At 35.8% G+C, this 3,869-nt stretch carries 5 protein-coding genes and 2 pseudogenes; all 7 read right to left on the reverse strand.

Features of this window, described 5'->3' with window-relative positions:
- Positions 1–629: T7SS effector LXG polymorphic toxin (locus MN204_RS20205; protein WP_249872881.1), on the reverse strand; the 629-nt coding region annotated here is incomplete at its 3' end.
- A 16-nt stretch (positions 630–645) separates the two neighbouring features.
- Positions 646–780: pseudogene (locus tag MN204_RS20210) on the reverse strand (recombinase family protein); the annotation flags it as partial.
- A 432-nt stretch (positions 781–1,212) separates the two neighbouring features.
- Positions 1,213–1,623: an immunity protein YezG family protein gene (locus tag MN204_RS20215; RefSeq protein WP_249872882.1), complete on the reverse strand. Its 411-nt coding sequence runs from the start codon at positions 1,621–1,623 to the stop codon at positions 1,213–1,215.
- A gap of 2 nt (positions 1,624–1,625) precedes the next feature.
- The gene (locus MN204_RS20220; protein WP_249872883.1) at positions 1,626–1,979 is read right to left on the reverse strand and encodes a DNA/RNA non-specific endonuclease; all 354 of its coding nucleotides are present in this window, start codon (positions 1,977–1,979) and stop codon (positions 1,626–1,628) included.
- A 591-nt stretch (positions 1,980–2,570) separates the two neighbouring features.
- A pseudogene (locus MN204_RS20225) lies at positions 2,571–2,803 on the reverse strand (IS110 family RNA-guided transposase); the annotation flags it as partial.
- 11 nt (positions 2,804–2,814) lie between these two features.
- On the reverse strand, positions 2,815–3,273 hold the full coding sequence (locus MN204_RS20230; RefSeq protein ID WP_249872884.1) for a DUF600 domain-containing protein: 459 nt from the start codon (positions 3,271–3,273) through the stop codon (positions 2,815–2,817).
- Positions 3,274–3,287: 14 nt separating this feature from the next.
- A partial coding sequence (locus MN204_RS20235; RefSeq protein WP_306798820.1) for a DNA/RNA non-specific endonuclease occupies positions 3,288–3,869 on the reverse strand: 582 nt, incomplete at its 5' end.

Here is a 3,869-nt window from a genome sequence, read left to right on the forward strand (position 1 = left end):
CTATCCTCATATGTTCGGAGCATTCTACCGTCCGATAAGGTGAGGTAATTGCCGTGTCGCTCGCCGAGATAATCGGTAACCTCGACGGATTTTATTACGTTGCCTTGGAGTGTGGTAAATTCATTTTGACTGATCACATTGTTGCCAGCTGTGGTAATCGCCTGTAGGGCACTAACACTGTAATCTATCGTTCGTCTGTTGTATTTCTCATGAAGATGCTTGATCAGAATCTCAGACAATGGAACATAACGTGACAGCACCGACTGGGCAAGTGTGTCCAGTGAAAAGGCATTGTTTCCAGCCTTTTTACGAAGCTTATGGATCATCACTTGATGGATTTCAAGATCTTGCAGCTTCCGTGGAGAATAATTTACTACGCTTAATCCACCTTGCTTGATCATACTGTTTATTTCACGGATATAATTCTGCATCAAGGAGAGATCCTTTTCTGCTTTTTCAAGGCGCGAAGTACTTTTCCTGTCAAATTGGTGCAGCTGCTCCAATGTTGCTTTAATTTTCTCTTTGGACTGATCCATCCGATGTAGAAACGCTCCATCATCAATCGATGGAAGGGAAACAAGGTCGTTAACGGAGCGAAGCGATGCATTTACAGCATTCGTTATATCCATCGTAACATGTTTTGCTATTTCTAAAAAAGTGTATCAAGTTCAAGCCTAGTTCTTTACAAAATGCTTTAATTTCATCTTCTTGATATTTCAAGCTATAGCCCTCTTTGGCTTGCCCTTGAGTCGAGACTCGTATATACCCAACAACGTTCAACTTTTCACCCTCCCGTTACATAAATTTTAATTTTCGTAACGCTTTTAAAACGAATAGCGAGTATTTTACGACCGTCTCTAGTAAAAATACAACCCAAAATAATGAGCCAGCGCAGAGTAAGAACACGTTTTAAGGTTAGCCATTGTTTATCGCCACGAGCTTGTACGATCTCGTTTTTTTATTACGAATGCCCTATCATAAGACCCTCTCTTACGTAAAATGTCATCTCGCCTATTTATCGTACTTCTCTCGCAAAGCAAGTATTAAAACAGAATCCTTGATGGTACAACCATCATGAGTTATGAATTTTCATTAGCATTTTTTATGTCGTCCATAGCATAAATTTCTCATAAAAAAAGCACCTGTTGCCTATTAGACAATCAAGTGCTTTATATTTAGCTTTATAATGTAACTCAAGAGTCATGGTATGTTTTACTTTAAGTATTCAGCTTCCCATTTCTCTTGTTTTTCATCTGGACTAATTTGAGAAATATCATCATACCCATAGTTAAGTTTCATTTGACCTGAGTTATTCAAAATATAAGTTAAGTACTCCCATTGGTCTTGGTCTTGAACATTGAACTCATTCCAAAGTTCCTCAAAACATTTATATAGTTCTTGTTTCAATTTTTTATGTTGATGTTTGTCTACATTAAAAATATCAGGTATATCCAAGCTATATACGGGTTTTTCTTGATTTTTTGGATAGTAATAAAAATATACTTGAGAAAACCCTTCCCTTACCTCAGCATATAATAAGATTTTTTCCCAATATTCTGGAATCATATCGACTAAGATGTTTGCAACCTTTTGATATATAACTTCCATCTGTTTTGTTTCCAAATCTAATTACCTCCTTGATAATTAGTTAAATTCACTTCATATTTTTTGCCATTAATTTTGTATTCCACTTCAAATTTTGAAGGACGAGAAGAATTACCATTATAAATAGGTTCAATTTTAACTTCTACTGTTTCACCTTCTCCTAATGCCCTTTTCCAAGTGTTCTCTAATGATTTATACTCTTTCCTATTCAGTGTAGCATTCATTGGTACCAAGTTGTCAATCTCACCTGACCCTTTGAAGATATTAGCTATCAAATGTCCACCATCATCTGTTGGTAATCTATCTTGATGGCCAACTGTCCTTTGGGCATATTGATTACGGTCTGCTTTACCAAGTTCTAACTTAGCTTCCACATTCGATATTCTTCCATTATCGTCAGTTTTGTAGTGGTATCCTTTCTTTGGTTGTATACTCAATATCAGACTTCAATGCTTTCTTACCATCAACTTTAGTGTATTGGTCTCCATAGTTTACCTTTTTAGTAGGATTACCCGTACCCTTAGTACCGCCCCCACCATCACCCTTCCTAACCGCAAAATGATACCCTCCCATACTATCCTGCATAAGCCCTATCTCTGGCATATGTACCCGATACCATTCTCGAATATTCGTTAAGGTTGGAGCTTGGGCGCTGCTGTTACTGGTGAGTTAGCTACACCGCTTTTTGCCGAACTTATGGCTGCTCCGCCTTTTAGTGTGCTTGAGTGACTTGATATTCTCTAACTACCATCAATTTGAACTCTTCACTATATTTAGCCATAAATAAACACCCCAAAAGTTAGATTTGTTACTCTAACTTTTGGGGTGCAGTACATGCAGGGTGGTTTTTAAAATCGAACTTCTTACTTTTATCTGTTGCAATGTGATGCTTTTCGGTTTTACCCGTACCCTATGTTGTAATCTTAAACACTAAAAATAAAAAAATCAGCCATTTTACCACCTTATTAAACTTGTACTATCGGCAATTTATAGGCTGTTTTATGCTTCATCATTCCATAAGCTATATTCACAAGCCTTCTCATGATATACAAACCAATGCTTGCCCCTTAGTTTTGCCTTCCTTAAGCTTTCCTTGGTAGTAAGTATGGAAAACTGGGTTCCGTGGAAATTTACTTCCTTTTGCTACTTGCACCTGTTGGACTGCCAAATTGTAAAATGAAGCATGTAACGCCCGATTAAGGTTTCTTTTTACAAAGCGGATTGCATTTCTTCAAACCATTCCATGGAAATATCATCTGCTGTTTTATCAGGGTGGTTAGAAAACACTATATCATATTTATAATCTGCTTTAAGGCTATTATTAACTACATTATAAATTAACTTAATCTCTGAGGGCATTTCTCTATTGTATTCCTCACATAATTTTATCATTTCCTTAATGTTGTTATTTAGTATATTCAATACTCCACTTTGACGTTCGCCAGAAGTATCATATTGGAAATCAATTGGATTATTAATAGCATCATTTAATTTATGTTTTCTAACAACTTTTCCGTTTATACAATAAAAAAAGTCACTAGAAATAACTTTCGCTTCAAAGGAGCAGTAAATAAATATTTTTTCTGCTCTACTTTCAACATATTCTAAACAAATGGCAACCATGTCTGCTTGTAACTCACTAAATTTATCTTCAAAAATCTTGCTCATATATATCACTCTCCTTAATTCAATAAATCCTTAATAAACCGCTCCCCATCTATTTCATATTGCACATTAAATGTTGATGGTCTACTACTATTACCACTATATTCAATCTTAACATTTACATATACTTGTTTACCATCTTTTATTGCATTAGCCCATTGGTTTTCTAGTTTTTTATACTGACTTAGATTGATATTGCTAGATTGTGATACTAAATTATCCAATTCGGGTGAACCACCAAATCTATCTCCAGCTAAGTGACCTGCGTGGTCTCCTGGTTGTTTTCCTGGTGTATTAGGGTTGTGACTCAATCTATTTTCTCTTGTTGTGAATTGCAAATTATCTGTTTCAAATTTACTAATTCTGCCCAAATTATCAGTCTCATAAGAATAATTGTACTCACCCGATTTATACTTCACATTTGTTTTTAGATTTCCATTACTATTATATGGATTACTAACATAAGGCTTTGCAACATTATCTATACCCTTAGTAACGCCCCCACCTTCACCCTTCCTCACCACAAAATGATAACCACCCATACTATTCTGCACAAGCCCAATCTCTGGCATATGTACCCGATACCATTCTCGGATATT

The organism is Oceanobacillus saliphilus (genome assembly GCF_023522835.1).
Lineage (GTDB): Bacteria > Bacillota > Bacilli > Bacillales > Amphibacillaceae > Oceanobacillus > Oceanobacillus saliphilus.